Source organism: Streptomyces sp. NPDC048411, assembly GCF_040704695.1.
In the GTDB taxonomy this organism is placed as follows: domain Bacteria; phylum Actinomycetota; class Actinomycetes; order Streptomycetales; family Streptomycetaceae; genus Streptomyces.
The window spans coordinates 1-22,435 of sequence record NZ_JBEZKL010000007.1; the positions used below are offsets into that span (position 1 = coordinate 1).

Below are 22,435 nucleotides of genomic sequence, written 5' to 3' on the forward strand. Positions count from 1 at the left end.
TGAGTGATCTGGTCAGATCAGATCACTCAGAAAGCAACGCACCCGATGCCGAAGCCGGCGGCGATCCGGGCCAGGGTGTCGTGCTCGCGCGGGTACACCAGACCGACAAGCGCCCGTTGGTGCGGCCGGAGCTTGCAGCGGCGGCCACCCTCGCGAGTGACGATGAGCATGGTGACCCACTCGACCAGCGCATGAGGCAGATCGAGCGCGACAGGACAGGGAACCAACGAGGCGTCTGCGCTGATGAGTTGAGACTTCGAACATCTCCCTCGACGGCACGGGTGCCTCGTGCGTTGCGCCCTCGCCGCCGTCACCCCATCGGTGGCCATTCTGAAAATGCTCAGTGAGACGTTGTTGGGTTGCAGCGTGAGAAATCCGTTACTGGGTAATGCCGCTGGGTGTTGTCTGGCGGCGCTCGAACGAGATTCCTTTCCTCCTCGTACTGAAAGGTAGGATTTCGTTCGAGCGCCATGGCAGACATGTTTATTCCGGTGCGTTGCCGGCAGCCGCTACTCGACCACAGTCAGCGGCCCAGTTGTTTCGATTCCTGCCGTCCTTACCGCCGCGCGGCAGAATTCCTCGGGTGGGCAGTACCGGTGCTCGGTGATGTAGTGGATGATCAGATTCGGTGAGGCGTAGAGGGTGCCGTCCTCACCTTCTACCCTGATCTCTGCCGAGCCCAGCCATACCCGGGCTTCCCCGCCCGGACCGTCGGGGATCCAGATCCGGTCGGCATCACAGAATTCGCAGTAGTGGAAGCCGCGCATCTGGTTCTCGTAGGCACCGCTGAGAACCTTCAACGCATCTATTACGCGGTCGTCCACGATGCCTGTGCGGTAGGCATAATCGGGTGCCAACCAGCCGACATTAAGCATCGCTTGGTCCGATGTGTCGTACACGTAGGTGGTCATGTCGGGATAGTGAGGCATAACCACTCCTCAGCGCGGATTGCAGTGTTCTCGACAGAAGGCCATGTGCACGGGTCCCATGTTGGGCTTAAGGATATCGCTGAGCAGCGTGGGTTTGCTGACCGTGATCGACCCCGACATCATCCTTAGATCGGTGCCCGGGAACACGGTGTAGTTCGGTATCTCCTTGCCGGGGCCGAAGATCTCCGTGGGCTTCACTTTCTTACCCTGCTCGACGGCGAGTCCGACAGGCTGCCCGAGCACCTTTCCATCCTCGACGTAGAGGTAGCCCCAGGTGCCACTGGGCATCCGTGTGTCCCCCGTGCCTCGGATGTACGCCCCGTGGCCCGCGATGACGGCTTGGCCGTCTGGCCGTCCGCCAGGGATTCGGACGCGGGCTGGGCCGACGCCCTTACCATGGGTGGGAATGTTGTGTCCGCGCAACTCGGGCGCCACGGCTGCGCGTCGCCACCCTGTCAGTCCCCCGAGCCCGGTGACGGCTATCTGTTGGGTGAGTTCGTCGGCTGCTTCGGCGTAGAGGTCGGCGAGTGCGTCGCAGCCTTGCTGGCGGAGCATGTACTCGGCGCGGTAGAGGCGGTAGGCGGGGCGGACGGGGAGGTACTTGTCGAGGAAGGCGCCGGCGCCGCCGTTCTCGCCGGTGAACGCGTCGTGCGCGTCCCCGAGGACAGTGCCGACTTGGTGAGGTTGCCTGCCGCGTCCGAGGTGTACGTGGTCGTGGCACCGTCGGCCGTCATCGTGGCGGTGCGGCCGTCGTTGTCGTAGGTGTAGCCGATGGTGTTGCCGTCGGAGTACTTGCGGGTGAGCATCTGCCCGGCGGCGTCGTAGGTGTAGGCGAAGCCGCGGGTCTTGGTGAGGTTGCCGACCGCGTTGTAGACGAAGTCCTCGGAGATGTTCGCGTTGGCGCGGGTGGTCATGTGTCCGGCGTCGTCGTATCCGAGGGTGACGTCGGGGGTGGCATCGGAGTAGTCGATCTTGGTGAGCAGGCCGCGGGCGTCGTACGTCTGGGTGGTGGTGCCGCGGGGCGTCGTCGCCTTGACCGGGTTGCTGTCGGCGTCGTAGGCGTAGGTCGTCGCCCGGTTCAGCGGGTCGGTGACTGACGTCAGGCGGTGCGCCGCGTCATAGCCGTAGGTGGTGACGTGGCCGTTGGCATCGGTGCGATGGGTGACGTTGCCGACCGAGTCGTGGCCGTAAGTGGTGGCCGCGCCGCCGGGGGCGGTGACGGTGGTCAGCTGGTCGAGCTTGTCGTAGCCGTAGGTGGTGGCGCGCTGGTCGGCGTCGGTGCTCCGGGTGACGTTGCCGATGGCGTCGTATTCGGTGCGGGTCACGTTGCCGAGCGGGTCGGTGACGGTGGTCGGGTTGCCCGACGGGTCGTAGCCGTAGGTGGTGGTGTACTGGGCGGGGGAGGCGCCGGTGGTGTTGCCGCGGGGGTCGACGGCAGTGGTCTGGCGGCCGTCGTCGTCGTAGGTCCAGGTTTCCTTGTTGCCCAGGGCCGAGGTGCTGCTGAGCAGGTGTCCGTCGGCGTCGTAGGTGTACGTTGTGGTCTTGCTCAGCTGGTTGGTGCTGCTGGTCAGCTGATTGTTCTTGTCGTAGACGGAGAGGGCCGTCTTGCCCGCAGCGTCGGTGACTTTGGTGACGTTGTCGTTGGCGTCGTACGTGTAGGCGGTGGTGTGGCCCAGCGGGTCGGTGTTCACCAGCCGCCGGTTGATCGCATCGTAGGTCGTGGTGGTGAACGCGCCGGTGGGGCCTGTGACCTTGGTGCGGTTGCCGGCGGCGTCGTAGGCGTAGCTCGTGGTGTAGGCGGCCGGGTCAGCACCGGTGACATTGCCGCGCGGTGACACGCTGGTGAGCAGACGGCCCACCTTGTCATAGGTGTACGTGGTCTTGCGGCCGGCGGCGTCCGTCTCGGAGGCGAGGTGTCCGGCGGCGCTGTAGGTGCGGGTGACGAACTTGCCCGCCGCGTCCGTCGTCCGGATCAGATGCCCGGCATCGTCGTAGGAGTAGGCGGTGGTGTCACCCTCGGGGTTCTTCGCAGAGACGAGCTGCTCCGCGCCGTTGTACGTGTAGGCCGTGGTGCGGCCCAACGGGTCGGTGGCCGAGCTGAGCAGCCCTCGCCCGTCGTAGGCGTACGTCGTCGTGTAGGAGGCGGGGTCGGCGCCGCTGACGTTGCCACGCGGGTCCGTCTTGGTCAGGATCCGCCCGGCCTTGTCGTACGTGAACGTCGCCTTCTCACCCAGCGGCGTGGTCACCGACGTTCGGTTCCCGGCCGTGTCGTAGCCATAGGTGGTGACCTTGCCTCGTGGCGTCTTCACCGTCTGGATGGCGCCCAGCGCCGTGTACGTGTAGACGGTGGTGCCGCCGAGGGGGTCGGTGGTCGTCGGCAGCTGGTTCGACGTGTTGTACGCATAGGTCGTCTTGTTGCCGCGGCCGTCGGTGTGGCCGGTGATGTTGCCCGACGTGTCGTACGTCCAGATCTCCGTGTAGCCGAGGCCCGACGGGGAACTGCGGGTGAGCATCCGGCCGGCACTGTCGTACGTCATCGACGTGGTGTTGCCGCGCTGGTCGGTGCGGTGTCCCCTGGTCACGGGCTCTAGCGGCCGCCCACCTGGGGCGGGATTGGCGTGAACACGCCGTCTTGCCCTGGATGCGGTATGTGAACACTCGGGGAGCGGCCGGATAAGACTGGGACGTCACTCGGTGACTGGCGCGGTTGTGGCGAGTGGTAGGGGAGTAGGTGGTGCCCCGATTGCCGACCTCACTCGCTATCCACGTGCGGGAATGGAACGCCGGGCCGACGCTGACCTGTGCTTGTCGGCAGCGGCCTGATGCCGAGTCGGTGCCATGGTCGGCTGTCGGTGCGTTCGTCGTCCCTGCTGCCTGGGAAGGTGACCGCACACAGCGGATCTCCCGAAGCTGACCCGTCGCAGATGTGACGCTCATTTGACGCTCCGGGTACCTCACAGCCCGCCCGTCGGGCCGAGAAACCGTGTCTGACGTGCAAGTTCTCCGACCTCCGTCGATCGTGACGTGATTTCGATGATGCATCATGTGGAGTGTGTTGCGATCCTTGAACCTGTCGCAAAGGGTTCCTGGCCTGGGCTTTTGCTCGCGCGCGTTATGTGCGGTGTGGGCGTTACGGGCGATATCTTGACACTGAAATGACGCTCATTTGACGCTCCTTCTGATGGGGTGTCAGGCGGCTTGTCGGGCAGGTCAGGCTCTGTCGCGGTGGCGAGTGTCGATGGCGTGCTGAGAGTAGGCGACTCTCTGCGGGGAGTGTCGGCAGTGTGCCTATCGGCACTGACGACTCGGGTCCGCTGATGCGCAGCACGGAGGGCGGGTTGGCGTGGCACGCTCGCAGGGGCGTACTCCCGCGCGGGGAGCGCTATTCGGTCAAACCTTGTATGACGCAGGCTGGTTGGGGGCATTGTCACGTTTGTGATCTGGTGGTTCTGCACGTTCACCGTAAAGATGCCCGCCGTACCAATGAACGGGGGCGGGCATGGGGTTCGGTCGGGGGCTGCGCGTTCGGGAGCGCGCCGCTGGGGAGATGGTCGATGGGCCGGCAGTGCCGATTCACACCGGGACGGATCTCTCCGGGTTCGGCCGCTACAGCGAGGTGCAAGCCACTTCGTCCGAGGTGACAAGGCTGCTGTGTCAAGCCGTCTACGTGCGGCCTGACCGGGTCAAAGCCATCAAGGCGTGGTGGCGCAAGATCAGAGGCAAGGACAAGAAGCCGAACAAGCCCCGACGCAGTACGCGCAGACGTATGTACCTGGAAGGCAGTGACGACTGCCCGCCCCTTGGCGAGCCGATGGCGCAGTGGGTCGTGGACCACGTCCTGCACGGGCCGCCACTGCCCGTCCCGTCGTACGGCTTCGATCTCGTACCCGTGACGGCGCACAGTCTGCGCGCCAGACGACGGCGTTGGCTGCGGCGAGTGATGATTCTGCTCCTGGTCGGCGCGGCAGCCTACGTGGTTCCCCGAGCGGCCGTTGTGTGGGGCGCGATGGTCCTGCTCGCTCTCTTGATGCGATGGGCTGCGCTCCGAGCCGTGCGCAAGAACAAGAAGTCACGGCTTGCACCCTCACCCCGTATGGCATACCTCGTGTTGTGTGTGCCGTGGCTGCTTGCGGTGGTGCCGTACGAACCCGTGCGCGGTGAAGTGGTCAACCTGCGGCTCGGACTGCTGCTACTGCCGTTCGCGCTGTTGGTCGGAGCCACATTCGTCTGCCTCGGCGACCGGCTCGCCTCGCGGGCGGCGTTGTCCCGGATCCTCCGAGACGGTGTCGCGGCCGACGGGCTGCCGTGGGTGGCGGCGAGAGGCGGGGGCCGGATGGCGCTCATCGGTGACGAACAGACGCGGCAAGAGTTGCCCTACGGCCATCCGGAGCGTTTTGTCGGGGCCGGGCGGGACGTCTGGGGTGTGGTCGACATCGGGATTCCGCTCAAGCCCAAGGACCTGGAGGAGTCGGTAAAGCACTTCGGAGAGGCGGAACTGCTGCGACGGATGGGCGACGCTCTCCGGGAACTGGGGCGCGGCGCGCGAGAGATCACCGATCCATTGCCCGGCTTCTCCGTCACGGAAGTTCTCGGACTGCCATCCGAGATGTGGCTGCGGCGCACGCGCGCGGCCAAGCTGGAACTGCCGGACCTTCGGGGCAGAGGCCGCCGATCGCCGTCCAATGTGCCGGACCGGCTGTACTTGCGCGCGCAGTGTGTCAGCTGGGACGGCCAGGTCGTCGTCACCGTGTTCGTCCATGCTGCGCTGGAGGCCGGCGAACTGCGGCTCACCGTGCGCCCGCACGTGATGACGCCCCTCTACAACGAAATGAGGGTGGCCGATGGGCCCGTCGCCAAGCGAGGGATCCGCTTGCTCGGCTGGGCGTCGGTGCAGTCGCTGCTGGATGCTGTCGAAGGGCCGCTCGCGCTCTGGCGGTTCGTGACTCGGCTCGGGCTCGGTGGGCAGACGGACGATGGCCGTGCCGAGGAAAAGGATCCGGTCAGCCTGCGCGATCGCTACTCCACCGAGGAAATCCTCGACATGCACCAGAGCGATGACGCCAAGCGGCACGTCGTTCTGATGCAGACCTGCATCTTCCGGACGGTCTCCGAATACCTCGAAGAACTGGGGGTCGACACTGCCCCGTACGAGCGTCAGGTGGCCGCTGTCATCACCAATATCCAGGTCTACGGCGACAACAATGCGCCCATCCAGAACGTCTCTGGCAGCGGCATCAGCAATGTCGGCCAGGACAACAAGGCTCAAGGAGGAAGAAGTTGATGGTCGTGGGACGACGCCGAGGTGAACCGGAACAGGGGCACGGCTCGGGCATCAGCATCGGCGGCAACAACAACGCCCCGAATCAGAACGTCGTGGGGCAGAACATCTCCCATGTGTACCAGTCCGCGTCGGTCCAGGGTGCAGTCGACGTCGAGACCGTACGAGACCTCGTCGCTTCGTTCCGAGCCGACGTGCAGCGCAACGAGGCCGGTCTGGCCAATGCGTCGGTGCTGCGTGCCATGGCGGACTCCGTCGACACCTCGCTGGCTGCCCCCGACGGGCAGGTCGGCGCACTGCGGGGGATTGCTCAGGCACTTCCGGCCCTGGTGGCGGGAACCGTGGTCCAGCAGGGTGGTGATGCGCTCGCTAACGCCCTTGCAGGTTGGCTGAGTTGAGCTGGCGAACCCCGGGCAAGGGTACGGCGGATGCGGGATGAACCGTTCCGGCTGTCGTCCGGCGCTGGGTGGATACAGTGCTGCAACCAGTGGGGGAGACGACACGCGTGGACGAAATGACCTTCGCCGTGACGACAGTGGTCGCGGCTCTGCTTGGTGAGGCATCACAGGACGCCTACGCGAGTGCTCGGGACTGATCCGGCGTCTGTTGCGCCGGGATGACCGATCGGATGCCATAGCCGTCTTGTAGCGCCTCGACCAGGACCGGGCGCTGGTGGCACAGCGTTCCGTGGCGGACCGCGGTGAGGCGGCGCGCAGTGGACCGTCCCCGTGTTGCGCTGTCCGGCCTCGGCCGCGATCTCTCGGAGGGGGACCCCCGCCCAGGGGTCGGCGGGGTGTCCAGCCCTTGTCGGGCGGCTGCGTACCGGGTCGGCCGGGCATGACCGCAGGCACTATCGCGGTGCCGCGGTGTCGATCTCGGCCAGGCGGTTCGCGATCGCGTGGAGCCGGTCAGCGGGGAGCAGGCCGGAGACGAGGGTGGCTATCTGGAGGAGAGAGAGATTGACGGCGCGCTGGCCGAGGGGGCCGTCGAGCAGGGCGGCGAAGTGGGTGCGCAGGACGGCTTCGGCTTCCGGGTGGGTGAGGAGGTCGCGCAGTGGGACGTGCACGCTGAAGGGGCCGGTCGGGAAGTCCTCGGGGCGGGGCGGCGGCTGGAGGGCGGCGTCGGCCTGCGGCTTCTGCGCGCGGGCCAGGAGGTGTACGGGCGTGACGGGGTCCGTTGCCGGCAGGCCGAGTCGCTCGTACTGCTCCAAGGGCGCGTCGGCGGCCCGGAGCTGTTCGGTGAGCAGGGTGGCCATGCGCAGTTCGAGGTCGTCGTCGAGGAGTGGGTGCTCCTGTCCGGGGTCGGTGTGCAGGTCGAAGAGGAGGGTGCCGAAGGTGTGCGGGTTGGTCAGGGCGTGGCCCGGCACCTTCAGCAGGGGGACGTCCTTGGTGAACGAGAAGGGCGGTACGAGTTCGGCGTCCTTGAGCTCGGCCGGGGTGAACCTGCCGCGCATGTGGGTGGGCATGAGGGTGTGTTCGTACAGCGGCTGGTTGTGCGGGTTCGCGCAGGCCCGCATGTACACGTAGCGGCCGTCGGTGACGCTGACGTGTCCGCCGAATCCGCCGAACAGCGCGGCCTCGCGTATCGGGGTGTCGTCGGCCACGGTTCGACGCAGGGGTTCGCCCTGCATGTCGGGGGTGCGGTCGACGCCGAAGTACTCCAGGAGGGTGGGGCCGATGTCGATGGTCTGGACGAGGGCCTGGCGCCGCTCGCCCTGGATACGGCTGCGGGGGTCCCAGACGAACAGCGGGGTGTGGATGGTCTCGTCGTACCAGGGCGGGACGCCCTTGCCCCACCAGTCGTGCTCGCCGAGCAGTAGGCCGTGGTCGGTGTTCACGATGAGCAGCGTGTCGTCCCACAGGGCAAGTTCGTCCATGGCGTCGAGCACGCGGCCCAGGGACTGGTCGCACATGGTCAGCAGGGCCGCGTACTCCAGGCGCGCGTGTTCGGTCTGCTCCTTGGTCTCCTGGACGCGCTTGTAGTCGGGCCAGTCGAAGTGGGGGCCGTCGTAGCCGTGCGGGTAGTGCCGCTTGTGGCGGTCGTAGCTGAAGAAGGGCTCGTGCGGGTCGAAGGTCTCGATCTGGAGGAACCAGTCGTCCGCGGTGTGGTTGGTGCGCAGGAACTCCAGGCCCGCGTCGAAGGTCCGAGTCTGCGGGTGGTCGGCCTCGTCGGTGAGGTGCTGCCGGTTGACCCAGTCCTGGCGCCAGGCGCCGTCGCGACGGCCCCGGATCGCGTCCGGGATCTCGGGGTCGGCGACCTGGCCCTTCCAGGGGTCGCCCTCCTGGCCGCGGAAGAACTCGAAGGAGCGGAAGCGGCCGTGGTAGGTGGCGCCGCCGTCCTCCCAGTAGTGGGGATGGTCGGTGGCCAGGTGGGTGTAGATCCCGTGCTCGCCGAGCAGTTCGGGGACGGAGTCGTCGAACGGCTCCAGGGGGCCCCAGCTGCGGTGCAGGAAGTTGTAGCGCCCGGTGTGCAGCTCTCGACGGGCCGGCATGCAGGGCATGGACCCGGCATAGCAGGTGTCGAAGGTCGCCGTCCGCTCGGCGAGGCGCCGGAAGTTGGGCGCGTGGATCCAGTCGGCCCCGTAGGGCGGCAGGAAGCGGCGGTTGAGCGTGTCGAACATGACCATGATGGCCTTCACGGGGGATGTCCCTTCCCTGGGCCTGCCGGTAATAGCTATGTACGTTAGAACATAGCTATCGGGAGCGGAAGAGCCGATTCCCGGAAGGAGTGGACCGTCATGCGTGAGTACACGCCGTCCCCTGCCCGCTGCTGCGCCCCGTCGGCCGGCCGACCGACGGGGCCGGTCTCCGGGCCGCCTGCAGAGGGAGCCGCTTCCACGGAGGGCATGGTGCTGCTTCCCGGGGGCGAGTTCCTGATGGGGGCCGAGGACACCGAGGGATTTCCCTCCGACGGCGAGGGTCCGGTGCGAGCGGTGCGGCTGAAGCCGTTCCGCATGGACGTCCACGCGGTCACCAACGAACGATTCGCCGTTTTCGCCGAGGCCACCGGACATGTCACCGATGCCGAGCGCTACGGCTGGTCGTACGTGTTCGCCGGCTTCCTTCCCGCCGCCCTGCGCCGCGGAGCCCCGCGCCCGGAGCGAACGCCCTGGTGGTGTGGCGTGGAAGGGGCCACCTGGCGCCTTCCCGAAGGTCCCGGCAGCGACCTCGCCGACCGTGCCGACCACCCCGTGGTCCACGTGTCGTGGAACGACGCCGCGGCCTACGCCGCCTGGGCCGGCAAGCGGCTGCCCACCGAGGCCGAGTGGGAGTACGCGGCCCGCGGTGGCCTGGAGCAGCGGCGCTACCCGTGGGGCGACGAGCTGGACCCCGACGGCGTCCACCGCTGCAACATCTGGCGAGGCACCTTCCCGTCCAAGAACACTGCCACCGACGGCTACCGGGGCACCGCCCCCGTGGACGCCTTCGAACCGAACGGCTACGGCCTGTACAACATGGCGGGCAACGTGTGGGAGTGGTGCGCCGACTGGTGGACCACCGACCACCCCGCCACGCGCCCGCTCGTGGACCCGAGGGGGCCGGCGGCGGGCGCGGAGAGGGTCATCCGCGGTGGCTCGCACATGTGCCACCGCTCCTACTGCAACCGCTACCGTGTCGCCGCGCGCAGCGCGAACTCGCCCGACAGTTCCAGCGGCCACGCGGGTTTCCGCTGCGTTTCCTCCGTGTGACAGGTCTTGACACGCTGCCGAACGGAGGTGAATCTGAGGCCCATAAGTACCTGCGAACATAGGCGGCGTCGGCGATGCTACTCGATTACGTGATCCTCGGGGTGCTCGCGCTGCGCCGCCTTTCGGGATACGACCTGCGCCGCTGGATGGACGGACCCGGCCGCTACATCGGCTACGACGTACAGCTGCCGCAGATCTATCGTCGGCTCGCCAAACTGGTCGAGCGCGGCTGGGTCGCCTTCGAGGTCGATCCGCGTGAAGGACGGCCCGACGCCAAGGTGTACCACCTCACCGACGAGGGCCGCGAAGCCCTCCTGGAGTGGGCCCGCTCACCCTTCGAGCCCTCCTCCCGCCCGAAGGACCCCGACTTCACCCTGCGCTTCATCTTCGCCGGGCAGCTCGACCCCGAGATCGCCCTCGACGTCGTCCGCACGGAGCTGGCCTACCGGCTCGAACACCGACCGGCCGTCCCCGCTCCACCGTTCCCCGACCCGTACGACCCGCAGATCCCCGAGCTCGACGCCGACTGGGCCGGCGAGGTCCACACCCTGGCCCACGAACACGGCTACGCGTACGGCGCCTCGTACATCGCCTGGCTCGAACTCACCAAGGCCCGCCTGGAAGCGCGCCTCGGTCGCCGCTGAGCCCTCCCCCACGCACTTCCCGCTCCGATCCACCTTCCGTGGCGACCGGTCGCCCGGCGTTCTCGCCGAGCCGGACCGGTGATACCCCCTGCCCGAAACCCCCGGAGTCACCATGCGCATCATCTACGTCGACGTGGACACCCTCCGCGCCGACCACACCACCCCCTACGGCTACCACCGCCCCACCACCCCGAACTTGCAGAAACTGGCGGACAAATCCGTCACCTTCGACCGCTACTACTGCTCGGACTCGCCTTGCCTGCCCTCGCGCACCGCCCTGACCAGCGGTCAGTTCGGCATCACCAACGGGGTGATCGGGCACTTCGGACCCGCGGCGCAGTTCCGGCTCGACGCGGGGCACGGACCGGAGCCCGACCGCCCCCTGCTCGGCCAGCGCCTCGGCTGGGGCGGCTACTACACCGCCGCCGTCTCAGTGTTCGCCGAGCGCCACCGCGCCTACTTCTTCCACGCCAACTTCCGCGAGTCCATCCGCGCCACCGACCGTTTCGGCGACGAGGAGGCCCAGGACGTCAACAGCGCGGCCGTCGACTGGATCCGGCGGCACGCGGACGACGACAACTGGTACCTGCACCTCACCTACTGGGACCCGCACACCAACTACACCCAGCCCGTCGAGTGGACCGAGAAGATGGCGGCCTCCGGCCCCGTCCAGGAATGGCCCGACGAGGAGACCATCGCCACCCACGCCGAGATCTACGGACCACGCAGCGCCCTCGACCTGCACTACTCCCTGACCGGCAGCGGACGCTCCCCGGTTCCGCACAACATGCCCGACACCATCCGCTCGCGCGCCGACTTCGAGCATCTCATCAACGGCTACGACGGGGCGGTCCACTACTGGGACCACCACTTCGGCCGACTCATGGCCACCCTGGAGGAACTCGGCATCGCGGAGGAGACCGCGATCATCGTCAGCGCCGACCACGGCGAGTCCTTCGGCGAACAAGGCTCGTACGCGGAACACGGCCTGGCCAACGAGCCCACCCACCGACTGCCGCTCGTCGTGTACTGGCCCGGCGTCACCGACCGCCTCCCCGACCACGCCCGCCACAACGACGCCCTGCTGTACAACATCGACCTCGCCCCCACCCTGTGCGACCTGCTCGGCATGCAGATCCCCGCCGGCTGGCAGGGCGAGTCCTTCGCCCCCGCCGTGCGCGGCGAGACCATCGAGTCCCGCCCCTACCTGGTCCTCGGCCACGGAGCGCACACCTACCAGCGCGCCGTCCGCACCCGGGACCACCTCTACATCCGCACCTACCACCCCGGCTCCTTCCGCGCCGAGTGGGAACAGCTCTTCCACGTCACCGACGACCCGTACCTCACCCGCGACCTGCTCGACGACGAACCGGACCTCGCGGCCACCATGCGCTCCCACCTCGCCGAATGGCTGCACGCGTACGCGGGAAGGCCGGGCTGCCTGCCCGACCCGATGCAGACGACCCTGCAGACCGGGCCGACGTACTACAGCGATCCCGTGCGCTACGCCCGGCACCTTCGGGACACCGGCCGCGCCCACCTGGCCGAGGACCTCGAAGCGCGACTCGCCGTCCTGAACGTGCCGGTGTCCTGGCACGCACCCGACCGCCCGCGCACCGTCGAACTCGCCGCGCGCTGGGTCGCCCTGCTCCAGAGCCGTGACCAGCGGCCGGTCCAGCCGAGCTGACCCCGCCGAGCCCTCAAGGAGTCCTGATGCACTCCGCGCCACCAGCCCCCTCGGAAGGGGCCGCCGCCCCGCCCTCGTCCGGCACCGGAGCCAAGCCCGGCCGCCGACGCCAACTCGGCCTGCTCAGCGCGGCCGTCGGCGCCGACAACGGTGAGCAGAACGTGCTCGTCGTGATGTTCCCCGCCATGCGGGCCGCTCTCGGCCTGCCCTTGTCGGCGCTCGGCACCCTGGGCGCCACGGCCAAGCTCGCCGGGGTGTTCTTCGGACCGCTCTGGGTGAGCATCGCCCAACGCGTTCCGCGGACATACGTCCTTGCCGTCTGCTCCGGCCTGTGGGGCGTGTGGACCATCGCGACCGGGTTCGCGCAGAACTACACGCAGCTCGTGGTGATGACCACCGTCGTCGCCGCGGGCGCCGCCGGCTGCGGCCCCCTGGTCGCCGGGATCGTCGGCGACCTCTTCGACGACACGTCACGTGGGCGGGCCACCGGATTCCTCTTCGCCGGCGTCGCGCTGTACTCCGGAGTCCTCGGTCCGCTGCTCGGACAGCTGTCCTCGTTCTCGGACGGATGGCGGTACGGGTTCTTCGCCGTCGGCGCCCTCCAGATCCTGACCGGACTCGCCCTGCTGCGCTTCCTCAGGGACCCGGGCATCGGCGCGGCCGAACCCCAGCTCGCCGCACTTGATCCCACGGACCGAGCCCAGCGCGACCGCGCGTTCGACCGCGAGAGCGTACGACGCCTGATGAGTATCCGCACCTTCCCGCTGCTCTGCGTCCATCGCCTGCTCGGGTCGCAGTTCGTGCTGCTGGCGTTCGGCGTCGTGTTCCTGGTCGAAGTCCGCGGGTTCAGCAACGCCGCGGCCTCACTGGTGACCCTGCCCACCGCCGTGTCGTACCTCGTCGGCACCCTGGCGGGCGGTGTGCTGGCGGACCGCATGCAACGGCGCTTCCCGCGCGCCGGACGTATCGCCCTGTTGCAGACGACCTACTTCCTGTACGCGGCCCTCGCCTTCGTCACCACCCAGATCGCCTGGTCGTCGCTGCCCGTGTACGCCGCCCTCTTCTCCGTCCTCGGCGCCCTCCAGGGCGTCCAGCCGAGCGTGAACCGGCCGCTGCTGATGTCCGTGGTCCCGCCCGAACTGCGCAGCTCCGCCTTCGCGTTGTTCCTCGCTGTCGAGAGCCTCGGCTGGGCCGCTGTCACCTTCCTCGTCGGGCAGCTCGGCGACAGCATCGGTCTGGAGGGTGCGCTGCTGTGGAGCCTCGTCGTCATCATCCTCGTCGGCGCACTGTTCGCGAGCCTGCTCTACCGCCCCTACACCCGTGACGCCGTCGCCCTCCAGCACGAACTGGACCGCCGCGCGAACCACGCTCAGAAGTCCCCGCAAGCAGCACCACAAGAAGGGTGATCCATGTCCTCCCGGCCCAACTTCGTGATCTTCATGCCGGACCAGCTGCGCGCCGACGCGATCGGTGCCTTCGGCAACCCGCACGTCAGCACCCCGCACATCGACGCCCTCGCGGCCCGTGGCACCCGCTTCACCAACGCGTACGTCCAGCACCCCGTGTGCTCGCCCAGCCGCGCGTCCATTCTGACCGGCTGGTACCCGCACACCGCCGGCCACCGCACTCTCACCCACCTGCTCAAGGAGCACGAGCCGAACCTGCTGCGGATCCTCAAGGACGCCGGCTACCACGTGACCTGGGCCGGCGCCCGCGGTGACACCTTCGCCCCGGGTGTCACCGAGCTGAGCGTCCACGAGTACGGCTTCTCGACCCGGCCGACCGTGGGCTACGGCGGGGAGTTCCCCGACGGCGTCTGGTCCCGCCTGTTCTACCGGGGCCTGGTGCCCGACGACGGGCGGATCGACCCCGACGAGGCCGCGGTCCGCAGCGCCGAGCAGTGGCTGGCCGCGCCCCCCGAGCAGCCCTGGGTGCTGTTCGTCCCGCTGGTGGCGCCGCACTGCCCGTTCCAGGTCGAGGAGCCCTGGTTCTCCCGGTTCGACCGGGATGCGGTCCCCGACCCCGCAGCCGTGGGCGATCCGGCCCGCGAGCCCCGGTACATGCGGGCCATCCGCGAGCGGTACGGCATCTCAGAGGTCACACCGGAACAGTGGCGCGAGGTCGTGGCCACCTACTACGGCATGATCGCCCGCCTCGACGACCAGCTCGGCCGGGTGATGAACGCGGTCACCGACGCGGGCGCCGCCGAGGACACCGTGACCCTGTTCTTCGCCGACCACGGCGAATATCTCGGCGACTACGGACTGATCGAGAAGTGGCCTTCGGCCATGCACGACTGCATCACCCGCGATCCCCTGATCATCAGCGCGGGCAGCGGTCTCGGCCTCGGCCAGGGCCGGGAATGCGACGCCATGGTGGAGATGATCGACGTGCTCCCCACCGTCCTGGAACTGGCCGGCGTCGAGGCCCCTCACCGCCACTTCGGCCGCAGCCTGACCCGGCTGCTGACCGACCCGGCCGCGCCGCACCGCGCGTACGCCTTCACCGAAGGCGGCTTCACCGAGGAGGAAGAGCCCAAGATGGAGCTTCCCGCCTTCCCGTACGACCTCAAGGGCGCCCTCCAGCACGAGGACCCCACCCTGGTGGGCAAGGCGGTCGCCGTACGCGACCAGGAGTGGACGTACGTCTGGCGGCTCTACGAGGCCCCCGAGCTCTACCACCGGGCGAAGGACCCGCAGGAGCGGACCAACCTCGCCGGCCTCGGCGAGTACGCCGCCGTCGAGCAGCGGCTGCGCGACGCTCTGCTGCGCTGGTTCGTGGAGACCGCCGACGTCATCCCGGCCGATGCGGACCCGCGCCTTCCCCAGGTGGACCTGCCCGCCCCCGGAGCCGTCGCACGGTAGCCACGATGGCTGCCCCGAAGACCTCCCGGCTCCGGGGCCCGGCCCGGACACCTGCGGCGACGGCCTCATGCCCGGCTGTCGAGGACGGCTTCCTGCGGGGCCGACGGGCACCCGCAGGAAGCCGGCGAGACGCGGAGTGCACAGCTTGACCCGGTGCGGTGGCGAGGGTGATGACGACGCCGTGGGCGATGACGAGGGTGCGCGATGCGGAGGCCGGGGGTGCCGCTGGTGGTTCGGCCGTGCGCTTCCCGTCTCCGAGGTCCGGCTCGGCGCGGAACCGCTCAGGAGCCACGGCGGCCGGTCGCCCGGCGCACTGCGCCAGGCGACCGGCCGCCGTGGACCGGGGGTTCGGCCGCGCCGGTCAGGAGGCCGTCTCGGCGGCGGCGGCGCGGCCGGCCCGACGGCCGGTGAAGAGACAGCCGCCGAGGAAGGTGCCTTCCAGGGCGTTGTAGCCGTGGGCGCCTCCGCCGCCGAAGCCCGCCACCTCGCCGGCCGCGTACAGCCCTGCCACGGGTCGGCCGTCGTGGCCGAGGGCACGGGAGTCGAGGTCGGTCTGGATGCCGCCGAGGGTCTTGCGGGTGAGGACGTGGAGCTTCACGCCGATGAGGGGCCCGGCGGCGGGGTCGAGGACGCGGTGCGGTGCGGCGGCGCGGCCGAGGCGGTCACCGAGGTAGCGGCGGGCGTTGCGGATGCCCTGGACCTGGGCGTCCTTGGAGAAGGGGTTGGCGATCTGGAGGTCGCGTGCCTCGATCTGCCGGCGGATGGCCGCGGGGTCGAGCAGCGGTTCGTCGGTGAGGCGGTTCATCCGGGCGACGAGTTCGTCGAGCGTGTTCGCCACGACGAAATCCTCACCGTGCTCCTTGAACGCCTCCACGGGAGCCGGAGCCCCCTTGCCGAGCAGCCGGGTGCGCAGGAAGGCGGCGCGGTCCTTGCCGGTGATGTCGGGGTTCTGCTCCGACCCGGACAGCGCGAACTCCTTCTCGATGATCTTCTGCGTGAGGATGAACCAGGAGTGGTCGTGGCCCGTGAGCTCCGGTGCGGTGCGCAGATGGCGCAGGGTGCCCAGAGTGTCGTAACCGGGCAGGTAAGGCTGCGGAAGGCGCCTGCCGAGGGCATCGAACCACATGGGGGACGGGCCGGGCAGGATCCGGATGCCGTGGCCGGGCCAGATCGGATCCCAGTTGCGCAGGCCCTCGGTGTAGTGCCACATGCGGTCGCGGTTGACCAGCCGCACTCCGGCCGCCGCGCTGATGTCGAGCATGCGCCCGTCGACGTAGGCGGGGACACCGGTCACCATGTGGGCGGGCGGGGTGCCCAGGCGCTCGGGCCAGTGACGGCGTACGAGCTCGTGGCTGGCGCCGATGCCGCCGGTGGTGAGGATGACGGCCTGCGCGGTGAGCTCGAACTCCCCGATCACATCGCGGTTGGTGGCGACCCCGCGCGGGGAGTCGTCGGCGGCCAGCAGCGCTCCTCGTACGCCCTTGACGGTGCCGCCCTCGACGATGAGTTCGTCGACGCGGTGGCGATGGTGGAACGTGAGATCGCCGTCGGCCGCCGCGCCCTGGGCGTGGCGCGCGAAGGGTTCGACGACGCCGGGGCCGGTGCCCCAGGTGACGTGGAAACGGGGTACGGAGTTGCCGTGTCCGTCGGCGCGGAGGTCTCCGCGTTCCGCCCAGCCGACGGTGGGGAGGAAGGACAGGCCGTGGCCGACCAGCCAGGAGCGCTTCTCGCCGGCTGCGAACTCGACGTAGGCGCGGGCCCAGCGGGCCGCCCAGCTGTCCTCGTCGTCGAGGCGGTCGAAGCGGGCGCTGCCCTGCCAGTCGTGCCAGGCGAGGTCGAGGGAGTCCCTGACTCCCATGCGGCGCTGTTCCGGGGAGTCGACGAGGAAGAGCCCGCCGAACGACCAGTGAGCCTGCCCGCCGAGGTCGGCCGGGCCTTCCTGGTCGACGAGCGCGACCCGTCGTCCCCGTGAGGTGAGTTCATGTGCGGCGACCAGGCCGGCGAGGCCGGCTCCGACGACGATGACGTCGGCGTCCATGGAACGTGTCTCCTAGCAGAAAGGGGTGCTGTGGGACCGGTTGTCAGGTCCCGGTCCCACAGCGGTCGGTGGGGCGGTCAGCCGGTGATCCGCAGCTCGGTGGAGAGCGTGGGCGTGACCGCGTCGTGCGCGGCGTGGACGGTGTAGCGGCCGGGGATCGTGGTCCAGGCGCAGGAGGCGGTGTCCCAGACCTGGAACGCCCGCTCGGGCAGGGGGATCTCCACGTCGGCGGTCTGTCCCGGGTCCGCGGTGACGGAGGCGAAGCCGGCCAGCCACCGGTCGGGGCGCGGCGGGCCGCCGGCGGTGGTCCGGTCTGCGGGGCTGACGTAGACCTGGACGACGGTGCGGCCGTGGCGATGGCCGGTGTTGCGGATCCGGACGCGTACGGTGCGGGTGTCGACGGCCTCGATGTGCTCGTGCTCCCAGTCGGTGTAGCCGAGTCCGAACCCGAAGGGGTAGGCCGGTTCGGCGTCGTGGCGCTGCCATGCCCGGTAGCCGATGAACCCCTCCTCGTCGTACCGGAGCACACCGTCCCTGGGGGTGACCCGGTGGACCGGCGTCTCGTCGAGGCGTCCGGGCCAGGTGGTGGGGAGCCTGCCCGCGGGTTCGGCATGGCCGAGGAGGACGTCGGCGAGTGCTGCGCCGCCCTGCTCGCCGGGGAACCAGGTCAGCAGGATTGCGGCGACGTCCTCGCGCCAGGGCATCTCGACGGGCGCGCCGGCGTTGACGACGACGACGGTGCGGGGGTTGGCGGCGGCGACTCGGGCGACGAGTTCGTCCTGGCGTCCGGGCAGCCGTAGGCCGGCGCGGTCGAATCCCTCGCTCTCGACGGTCTCCGTGGTGGCGACGACGACGATCGCGGTGTCGGCGGCCGTCGCGGCGGCGACCGCCTCCTCGATCAACTCGTCGTCCCCGCTGATGGGTTCGCGGTGGGCGAGGCCGAAGGTGACACCGCGCAGCGAGCCGTAGACGGTCTTCGGGTCCGAGGCCAGCAGGCTGACCTCGACGGACTCGTCTGCGGTGAGGTCCACGGAGCCGCGCGACACCGGGGGGCCGGTGATGGCGGCCAGGGGATCGGCGTCGGCGGGGCGGTGGACGCCGTCGTAGAGCGTCGTGCCGTCGACGGTGAGGCGGAATGCTCCCAGGCCGCGGGTGCCGAACTCGTGCGGTCCGCCGGTCCGGGGGACGAACGTGCCGACGAGTTCGACGGTCGCCAGCGCGTCGAAGTCGGCGCCGCCCGGCAGGGTCTCGGCCAGCCACCGGATGCGCCCGTCGGGCAGGGGCCGCTCGGCGAGCACGGCGCCGTGCGCGTCCCGGAGGACGGCGCGCAGGGTGAAGCCGTCGGAAGCCGGGGACAGGCCGTCGCTCAGGTCGGCGCCCCGGACCCAGGTGAGCGGGGTGCCCTCGGGCAGGGCGGCACGCAGGCCCTCCAGCGGCGAGACGACGGAGCGGGGGAAGACGGTGGCCGAGCCTCCCCCGAGGATGCGGGCGTGGCGGGCGGCGTGGCCGATGAGGGCGATGCCGCCGATACCGGCCGGGTTCAGCGATGGGGTGCCGCCGAGGCGGGCCGGGTCCAGGGGCAGGATCCGCCGCTCGTTGCGGAGCAGCACGAAGGAGCGGGTGGCGATCTCCCGAGCGCAGGCGGTCCCGTCGTCGGGCGCGGGTCGCCGGGGGGAGGGGACGGCCGGTGCGGCCCCGGCAAGGAGCCCGAGCCGGGCGGCGAGCAGCAGCACACGGCGTACGGCGGCGTCGACCCTCTCCTCCGCCACCTCGCCCTTGCGTACGGCGGCGGCGAGCGCCGGGCCGAAGACGGTGTGCGGGCCGGGCATGGCCACGTCCAGGCCGCCCTCGATGGCCCGTACGGTGTCGCGGGCGGCGAGCCAGTCGGAGACGACGACGCCGTCGTAGCCCCATTCCTCGCGCAGCACGCCGACCTGGAGCGGGCGGTGCTCGGTCATGGTGGAACCGTTGACCGAGTTGTACGCGGACATCGTCAGCCACGGGTTCGCGGCGGCGATGATCTCTTCGAAGGGGGCCAGGTACAGCTCCCTCAGCGTGCGCTCGTCGACGTGGTTGTCGACGGTGAAGCGGTCGGTCTCGGCGTCGTTGGCGACGAAGTGCTTCAGCGTGGCGGCGACACCGCTCTCCTGTACGCCGGTGACGTAACCGGCACCGATCCTGGCGGTGAGCAGCGGCTCCTCGGAGTACGCCTCGAAATGCCGGCCGCCCAGCGGGGAGCGGTGCAGGTTGATCGTCGGGGCGAGCAGGACGTGGACACCCTTGCGGTGGGCCTCCTGGGCCAGGACCCGGCCGGCCCGCCGGGCCAGCCCCGGGTCCCAGCTCGCGGCGAGCGCGGTCGGGCTCGGCAGGGTCAGCGACGGGTCATCCGGCGTCCAGCCGGAGCCGCGCACGCCGACCGGGCCGTCGGACATGACCAGGGAGGCCAGCCCGATCTCGGGCAGGGCGGGCAGGGACCACAGGTCCTGGCCGGCCAGGAGGCGGGTCTTGGCGTCCAGGTCGAGGCGGGCGAGCGCCGCCTCGATCACCTGCGTGGTGGCGGGGGCGGTGGTCGTGTCGGTGGATTGGGTCATGAGGGTATTCCTCCTCGTCTGGGCCGGGGCCCTGCGTACGGGATGAAGGCCGTGAAACGGCCGAGGCGAAGGCGCAAGGAGGTCACCGGACCGATCTGATGCGCTGGTTGCACACGGCTCCGATGAGGCCGATGACCGCTCCGGCGAGGAAGAAGGCCGCGTAGTTGTCCCCGCCGCCGATGGCGAGGAAGAGCGGAGCGACCGCGGGGGCCAGCGACTGGGGAAGCACCTGGGCCAGGTGGAACACGCTCATGTCCTTGCCCGTGTCGGCGCGCGACGGCAGCACTCCGGTCACCAGGGCCAGGTCGACGGCCAGGAAGCAGCCGGAGGCGACGCCCGCGACCGCGCTCGCCGCGAGGTACCAGCCGAAGGACGGAGCGAACGCGGCCATCACGTGGGCGAGGGCGAGCACGACCGCCGAGAGCAGGACAAAGGGTTTACGCCGGCGCAGACGGTCCGACAGCGCTCCGAACACCAAGCTGGCCACGACCATGCACACGGCGCTGACCAGCAGGACCTTGAACACGACGCCGCCGATCGCGTCCTCGTCGTATCCGAAGCGGTCCATGAGGAAGTACGTCTGGTAGCTGCTGAGGGTCACGTTTCCGAACCCGACCAGGAAGCGCGAGAGCCACGCCCACGCGAAGTCGGGAGCCCGGCGGGGGCTGATCCAGTACGCGCTCAGCCAGGTCCGCCAGGTCATCGGCGGGACGTCGGCGCGGTCGAGGCGCCGGTCCGGCAGGATCCGCAGCAGGATCGCGCAACCCACCAGACACAGCAGCGCGGGGACCAGGAGCGCGATGGTCAGGTCGGGCAGCAGTGCCTGGACGAGGAAGGCGCCGCCGGCCACGCCCAGTTGGGTGGTCATCCCCGCAAGGGCGGTGACCCGGCCGAGCTGGGCCGGCGGGACCTGGTCGGCGACGACGGGGTTGAGCCCGGCCAGCAGGATGTTGAACGTCAGCTGGGTGAGCGCCCAGGCGATGACCAGCAGCGCCGTGTTCGCCGCGGTGGCGAGCAGGACGAGGCTCGCGGCTCCGGACACGGAGCCGAGGGCGATCCAGGGCCGCCGCATGCCGAAGCGACTGGTCGTCCGGTCGGAGAGCAGCCCGAAGACGTTCTGGCCGAGCAGCGCGACGACGGCGCCCACGCTGAGGACCAGGGAGAGCACCGCGGCCTTGTCGTCGGGCGCGATCTGCTGGACCCGCAGCGCGAGCGTGATCTGGGCCGCGGGCAGCAGCGCCAGCCACGTACCGAAGTAGGCACCGGTCAGCGCGGTGATGAATCCCGGGCCGACCCGGGAGGGCTCCGGAGCCGGCCCGGGTGCCGATGGTGTGGGGATGCCGCTGGGGGCGGGTGCCGCAGGAGCGTCGATGCCTCCGGGGGCGGGCGTCGCGGGATCGACTGTGTCCATGGGGGACACCTCCGTGGGTTCGGGGTAGGGGCGCGAACAGGCGGTGACCGCGAAAGGCATGAGGTCGGGGCACCTGGCCGAAAGCGCGTGCGCAACGCGCCCATCGCGTAGTGGACACGTGTCCACCCGGTGTGGCGCAACCCTGACATGGCTGTGGAGGGCGAAACAAGAGCGTCAGGTGAGATTCTTTTCCGCGCCCCGTAGGATGACGGAAACGCAATGGACACGTGCCCATCGCTCGATCGAGGAGCCGACCCGACGTGAGCCCCGCCCAGCGCCGCCCGACGAGCGCCGACGTCGCCCGCCTTGCCGGGGTCTCCCGCACCACCGTGTCCTCGGTCCTGAACGACGACCGGGACCGGCCCATCAGCGACGAGGCGCGGCGCCGGGTGCTGGCCGCCGTACGCGAACTCGGATACACCCCGCACGCCTCCGCGCGGATGCTTCGGGCGGGCCGCAGCAACATCGTGCTGTACCCCATGCCGCGCCTGCCGCTCGCCCTCGCCCGCACCGCCTACCTGGAGCACCTCGACCGAGAACTGACCGCACGCGGACTCACCCTGCTCATCCACGGCGATCGCGACGCGAGCGGAGTCTCCGGAGCGCGGCGGTGGGCCGAGCACCGCCCTGCCGCCGTGCTCGTCGCGGCCGACCGGTGCCCCGAAGAGGCGGTGGGACTCCTGCGCCGGGCAGGTGTCGACCACGTCCTCCTCGAAGCCCGCCGCCCCGTGCCGTACGCGCCGACCGTCATCGTGGACAGCGTCTCGGTCGCGGACCTGGCCGCCCGGTACCTCCTGGACCGCGGGCACCGCCGCCTCGCCTGCCTCGTCCCCGGCGGCGACATCGCCGAGCTCGCCCGCGACCGCTTCGACGCCGTGACGACGGTCGCGGGGAAGGCCGGCGTCCCCGTCCAGAGGGTCGACTGCGCCCTGACGACCGAGAGCCTCGCCCCGGCCGTCGAACTCTGGCGCGACCCGCGGCGCCGGCCGGACGCCGTCTACACGTACAACGACGAGTTCGGGCTCGTTCTCCTCCAGGCCCTCGCCGACGCCGGTCTACGCGTACCGGAGGACATCGCCGTCGTCGGCACCGACAACCACCCGCTCGGCGCCGCCCTCCGTCCTGCCCTCACCACGACCTACCTGGACCCGGTCGAAGGCGCGGCGGCGGTCGCCTCCTCCATCGAGCGGCTCTTGCGCGACGAGGAACTCGCCCCCGACCTCGCAGAGATCGCCCGTCCAAGGATCATCACGCGCGTCTCCGCCTGACGCGAAGGCTGCCGGGACCATGGGTAGCCAGGTCCGC

Annotated in this window: 15 protein-coding genes and 1 pseudogene; 8 read left to right on the plus strand and 8 right to left on the minus strand. The window is 69.9% G+C overall.

Features of this window, described 5'->3' with window-relative positions; all coding sequences use genetic code 11:
- Nucleotides 1-44 precede the first annotated feature (44 nt).
- From AB0915_RS04385 to AB0915_RS04400, 4 genes and pseudogenes are all read right to left on the minus strand, one after another.
- Nucleotides 45-227, minus strand: a pseudogene (locus AB0915_RS04385) (IS5/IS1182 family transposase); the annotation flags it as partial.
- 282 nt (nt 228-509) lie between these two features.
- On the minus strand, nt 510-911 hold the full coding sequence (locus tag AB0915_RS04390; RefSeq protein ID WP_366689644.1) for a hypothetical protein: 402 nt from the start codon (nt 909-911) through the stop codon (nt 510-512).
- A 27-nt stretch (nt 912-938) separates the two neighbouring features.
- Nucleotides 939-1,484, minus strand: coding sequence for a putative adhesin (locus AB0915_RS04395; RefSeq protein WP_366689645.1), 546 nt, complete (start codon nt 1,482-1,484; stop codon nt 939-941).
- On the minus strand, nt 1,409-3,511 hold the full coding sequence (locus AB0915_RS04400) for a hypothetical protein (RefSeq protein WP_366689646.1): 2,103 nt from the start codon (nt 3,509-3,511) through the stop codon (nt 1,409-1,411). Before AB0915_RS04400 ends, AB0915_RS04395 begins: the two co-directional genes overlap by 76 nt.
- 1,511 nt (nt 3,512-5,022) lie before the next feature.
- Between AB0915_RS04400 and AB0915_RS04405 the strand changes: the two genes are divergently transcribed.
- Together AB0915_RS04405 and AB0915_RS04410 are read left to right on the plus strand one after the other, a co-directional pair.
- Complete coding sequence (locus AB0915_RS04405; RefSeq protein ID WP_366689647.1) at nt 5,023-6,210, plus strand: hypothetical protein; 1,188 nt, start codon at nt 5,023-5,025, stop codon at nt 6,208-6,210.
- Entirely contained in the window at nt 6,210-6,605 is a 396-nt protein-coding gene (locus AB0915_RS04410; protein ID WP_366689648.1) for a hypothetical protein, read from the plus strand. The genes AB0915_RS04405 and AB0915_RS04410 overlap by 1 nt, the downstream gene beginning before the upstream one ends.
- Nucleotides 6,606-7,057: 452 nt before the next feature.
- Here AB0915_RS04410 and AB0915_RS04415 read toward each other — a convergent pair whose 3' ends face one another.
- Nucleotides 7,058-8,845 (minus strand): sulfatase, encoded by a 1,788-nt coding sequence (locus AB0915_RS04415; protein WP_366689649.1) that lies wholly within the window; start codon nt 8,843-8,845, stop codon nt 7,058-7,060.
- 99 nt (nt 8,846-8,944) lie between these two features.
- Between AB0915_RS04415 and AB0915_RS04420 the strand changes: the two genes are divergently transcribed.
- The 5 genes from AB0915_RS04420 (at nt 8,945) to AB0915_RS04440 (ending at nt 15,090) form a co-directional block, all read left to right on the plus strand.
- The gene (locus AB0915_RS04420) at nt 8,945-9,895 is read left to right on the plus strand and encodes a formylglycine-generating enzyme family protein (RefSeq protein WP_366689650.1); all 951 of its coding nucleotides are present in this window, start codon (nt 8,945-8,947) and stop codon (nt 9,893-9,895) included.
- A 74-nt stretch (nt 9,896-9,969) separates the two neighbouring features.
- A complete protein-coding gene (locus AB0915_RS04425) occupies nt 9,970-10,539 on the plus strand; it encodes a PadR family transcriptional regulator (RefSeq protein WP_366689651.1) in 570 nt (189 codons plus the stop codon).
- A gap of 112 nt (nt 10,540-10,651) precedes the next feature.
- A complete protein-coding gene (locus AB0915_RS04430) occupies nt 10,652-12,226 on the plus strand; it encodes a sulfatase (RefSeq protein ID WP_366689652.1) in 1,575 nt (524 codons plus the stop codon).
- A gap of 26 nt (nt 12,227-12,252) precedes the next feature.
- A complete protein-coding gene (locus AB0915_RS04435) occupies nt 12,253-13,632 on the plus strand; it encodes an MFS transporter (RefSeq protein ID WP_366689653.1) in 1,380 nt (459 codons plus the stop codon).
- A gap of 3 nt (nt 13,633-13,635) precedes the next feature.
- A complete protein-coding gene (locus AB0915_RS04440; RefSeq protein WP_366689654.1) occupies nt 13,636-15,090 on the plus strand; it encodes a sulfatase-like hydrolase/transferase in 1,455 nt (484 codons plus the stop codon).
- Between the two features lie 361 nt (nt 15,091-15,451).
- Here the strand turns inward: AB0915_RS04440 and AB0915_RS04445 are convergent, their stop codons facing one another.
- From AB0915_RS04445 to AB0915_RS04455, 3 genes are all read right to left on the minus strand, one after another.
- Nucleotides 15,452-17,128: an FAD-binding dehydrogenase gene (locus tag AB0915_RS04445; protein WP_366689655.1), complete on the minus strand. Its 1,677-nt coding sequence runs from the start codon at nt 17,126-17,128 to the stop codon at nt 15,452-15,454.
- 77 nt (nt 17,129-17,205) lie between these two features.
- Nucleotides 17,206-19,719 (minus strand): glycoside hydrolase family 3 C-terminal domain-containing protein, encoded by a 2,514-nt coding sequence (locus AB0915_RS04450; RefSeq protein ID WP_366689656.1) that lies wholly within the window; start codon nt 19,717-19,719, stop codon nt 17,206-17,208.
- A gap of 82 nt (nt 19,720-19,801) precedes the next feature.
- Nucleotides 19,802-21,130 carry an MFS transporter gene (locus AB0915_RS04455; protein ID WP_366689657.1) on the minus strand — a complete coding sequence of 443 codons (1,329 nt, stop codon included), beginning with the start codon at nt 21,128-21,130 and terminating at the stop codon, nt 19,802-19,804.
- 260 nt (nt 21,131-21,390) lie between these two features.
- Here AB0915_RS04455 and AB0915_RS04460 point away from each other — a divergent pair, with 260 nt between their 5' ends.
- Nucleotides 21,391-22,398 carry a LacI family DNA-binding transcriptional regulator gene (locus tag AB0915_RS04460; RefSeq protein WP_366689658.1) on the plus strand — a complete coding sequence of 336 codons (1,008 nt, stop codon included), beginning with the start codon at nt 21,391-21,393 and terminating at the stop codon, nt 22,396-22,398.
- The last annotated feature ends 37 nt before the right edge of the window (nt 22,399-22,435 follow it).